This window comes from Candidatus Acidiferrales bacterium (assembly GCA_036514995.1).
In the GTDB taxonomy this organism is placed as follows: Bacteria; Acidobacteriota; Terriglobia; order Acidiferrales; family DATBWB01; genus DATBWB01.
In genome coordinates, this window is the sequence record DATBWB010000197.1 from 1 (window position 1) to 3,459 (window position 3,459).

The window sequence follows — 3,459 nt, forward strand, 5'->3', positions numbered from 1 at the left end:
GGTAGCTGACTTGGGGGCAGGTGTTAGGTGCCAGGTGTTAGATTCTTAAATCGAAGATCGTAAAGAAGAATACTTCAACATTTGGAGGGTAACATTAGGCAGCGGCGAGCAGGTCAATGATGTTCTCGATGGCCTTATCAGCTTTGTGGTAAGCGGCTTCCAGTTTGCTGTTCGGCTGGTGTGCGGAATCGGGTTTGTGGTGAAAGCGGCTGTTGGCCAGCGGGCCGCAGAGGCGCTTGTGGAAGAACAGGAACAGGAGCGCCACCTGAACGCCTTTGGCGGTCAGGCGGTAGGCGTAACGGCGGCCATCGCGCTCCAGCAGTCCATGGCCTTTGAGTTTGCGGAGATCGTAGCGGAGTTGGTTCAGGCCGTAGGCCTTCGCGGAGAGCTGGAACGTGGTGAGGACGGCGGGATGAATCTGTTTCGTGGTCCAGCCGCCAACCGTGGTGCCGCCGTGCAGGAGCACCTCCAGCAGGCGGATGATCCGGGTGTCATGGATTTTGATTCCAGGATAGCGGACCGCACCGATAGTCACGGGCAGAGCCAGCCGCGGCAGCAGGGGAAAGTCCACATGGACATTGAGGCATTGAGCTTGGAAACCGGCGAAGCGGTCGGTGATGGTCTGGAACCTTTCCCGCACGGCGTCGAGATGATCGAGTCCTTTCTTCAGGCCGAAGTCGCGCAGGTTGTTGGAGCAAAGCTCATTGCGGAGGAAGCGGGAGAACTTCTCGTACTGTTTGAGGAAGGCGTTTTTCCAGTACGCCCGGAAGACATGATGGCCGTGCTCGATCTGATCGATGACGGTGGCGAGCTTGCCGCGGAGCCTCTTGTGCAGCCGCACGCCGAAGATCTCGCTGATCCGGTTCGCCGTCAACCGCCAGAGGCCGATTTCACAGCTTCGTTCGAAGATCTTGTGGATCGGGAAGTGGCGTTTGAAGATGAAATTCCGGCAGTACTCAATCTGCGCGATGGCGTAGAAGCGGGACAGGTTCATCCGGGCGCGTTGCTTCTTGGAGAACTTGGGCCCCAGGAGGAAAGTCCAGTAGTCGAGTTGTTTGCGGATGATCGGGGGGCTTAGCAGATCGGCGGCTGCCTGCAAGGCCACCACGTCGTCCACGGCGAGGAAGGCGTTGTCATTCTTGTGGAAACCGATTCCGGCGCGCTGCAGTTGCTGCTCCAGGAAGGAGTGGCCGTTGAGCCAGTAGGTGGCGTGGAACGGGAAGAAACTGGCCACGCGGACGATGATCGGGCCCAGAACCGCATCCCGGATGTAGAAGTAGTAATGTGTGAAGCGACTCCGCTGGGGCGCGAGAATGCGATGGTTGGGGTCCTGGGTGGGATACTTCGGCACGGTGATGCGGAACGTGCGGCCCTGTTCCATGCTCTTGAAGATGAAATAGACGCCGTAAGCGCGGGTCTTCTCCATGCGGCGCAAAGCGGGCCGGACGTAGTCCTCCTTGCGCACTCCCTTGTCGGCCCATTCGATCGGGAGGTGGTGGTTGCGGGCGAAAGCCTCCACCCAGGTCCGGTAATGGTTGGTGCGCTGGCTGAGCACTTCCTTGTCCACCACCGGGATGCCGAGAACGTCGCGGAAGAAGTAGACCACCTGCTCGGGCCTCGACAGGCCGCTCAGGTAGCCGTGGATGACGATGCGGTCGAAGCAGTGGTATACAAAAACGAGCAGGCTGTCGAACAGCCTTGCGAATAACTCCATCGGTCGCCTCCCTGGATCCTGCTTCAGCAACAAGATCATGGGCCAGGCGACCGGTGGAGTCAACAGCCGCCCGCGGGAGCCCGGAAGGGAAGAAAGGGTTCCAAGGGAAAGAAACCGTAGGTTTCGTTCCCTTGGGCTGCGGCCCCAGGTTCCGCGGGAAGGCCGAAGCAGCACAAGGACCGCCGCGCACCGACCACGCTCATCCAAAAGCTGAACGCTGCACGCTGAAAGCTGATAGCTCGCGCCCTCAAAATTTCAAATATCTTTGGCTAGGTGTTAGGTGCTAGGTCTGCGACCGTTTGAAAAAGTACTATAAAACGTTTTACATTGGAAATGTTTTGATCTAAACTGGGGCATGCGGACCTACCGTCGCCTTCAGGTTCGGCTTTCTCGCAGGCAGGAGCAAAAGTTGGAGGAGGTGTTGCGAGGCGGCCTGCAGCCGGTTCGTGTCGTTTTGCGTTCTCTCGCCCTCCTGCAGTTGTCCGAGGGGCAAACACCACCGCAGGTGGCGCGCCACCTGCGCCTCACCGCCAAGGGCGTGCGTGACATTGGCTGGCGTTACAACAACGAAGGTTTGAAAGGAGCGCTGTACGACAAAGAACGGCCCGGCGCCGCGCCGGTCTTCGGCGACAGCCAGCGTCAGCGCATCATTGCCATGGTGTGCAGCGATCCTCCGGCGGGGTGTGCCCGCTGGACGGTGCGCCTCATCGCCGAGGAGGCCGTGAAACGAAAGCTGGTTTCCGGGATAGGGCGGGAGACCATCCGGATCTTGTTACAAGACCACGAGTTGCAGCCGTGGCGGGAAAAAAATGTGGTGCATCGCCGAACTCGACGACGAATACATCGAAAGGATGGAAGACGTTCTGGAGGTCTATGAAAAGCCGCTATCTGCCGAAGAGCCGGTCGTCTGCGCGGATGAGAAGCCGGTGACTCTGCACCACGATGTCCGGGATCCCCTCCCGATGAAACCCGGCAGCGTGGCCAAGCGCGACAATGAATACGAACGTCGTGGAACGGCCAATGTGTTTTGCGCCATCGAACCGCAAGCGGGAGTCCACTTTACGAAGGTAACCCCGACCCGCTCGTCGCCCGAATTTGCAGACTTCATCCAGTCGATCGCTCATCGCTATCCCGAGGCGCAGACCATCCATCTGGTGATGGACAACCTGAGTTCACACACCCGAAAGGCGCTGGTGGAGCGGTTTGGCGCCGAAGCGGGTGGATCCCTGTGGGATCAGTTCACCGTTCACTACACACCGGTGCATGGAAGTTGGCTGAACCAGGCGGAGTTGGAGATCGGCCTGTTTTCCAGGCAATGCCTGGGGAAGCGCCGGATCGGAGATATTCGGTTTCTGCGAGCAGAAACTCGCGCCTGGAACCGGCGAGTGAATCGGAAACGCATCACGATCAACTGGAAGTTTGATCGTAAGAAGGCGAGGAAGAAGTTCAAGTACAAGTACAAAACCAAGCGGTCGAAGACCTAGCCCACGCCGCGACATCCTTCAGCGACAAGTCGGATACCGCATAGGCTAGCGCCATCCGCATCAAGGCCTCCGCATCAGGCACATTGCGGCATCGCACCAAAGCGTGCATGGCTTTCGCCGAGTGTTCCAAATCGGCCGGGAGGAGGGTCCGTACATAATCCCACTGCTCAGAGTACAGCGGTAGGGTTTCCATGACTTAGCCTAACCCAAAAGACCAAAAACGGCAATCCTTATTTTAACGCCTATGAAACCCACGCCCCC

Annotated in this window: 3 protein-coding genes; 2 read left to right on the plus strand and 1 reads right to left on the minus strand. The window is 58.6% G+C overall.

All coding sequences use genetic code 11. The features are described from left to right. Nucleotides 1-94 precede the first annotated feature (94 nt). The gene (locus VIH17_12855) at nt 95-1,714 is read right to left on the minus strand and encodes a hypothetical protein (GenBank protein HEY4684120.1); all 1,620 of its coding nucleotides are present in this window, start codon (nt 1,712-1,714) and stop codon (nt 95-97) included. 418 nt (nt 1,715-2,132) lie between these two features. Here VIH17_12855 and VIH17_12860 point away from each other — a divergent pair, with 418 nt between their 5' ends. Together VIH17_12860 and VIH17_12865 are read left to right on the plus strand one after the other, a co-directional pair. Then, nucleotides 2,133-2,591 carry a helix-turn-helix domain-containing protein gene (locus VIH17_12860; GenBank protein ID HEY4684121.1) on the plus strand — a complete coding sequence of 153 codons (459 nt, stop codon included), beginning with the start codon at nt 2,133-2,135 and terminating at the stop codon, nt 2,589-2,591. Continuing rightward, nucleotides 2,524-3,198 (plus strand): IS630 family transposase, encoded by a 675-nt coding sequence (locus tag VIH17_12865; GenBank protein HEY4684122.1) that lies wholly within the window; start codon nt 2,524-2,526, stop codon nt 3,196-3,198. Before VIH17_12860 ends, VIH17_12865 begins: the two co-directional genes overlap by 68 nt. Nucleotides 3,199-3,459: the final 261 nt, after the last annotated feature.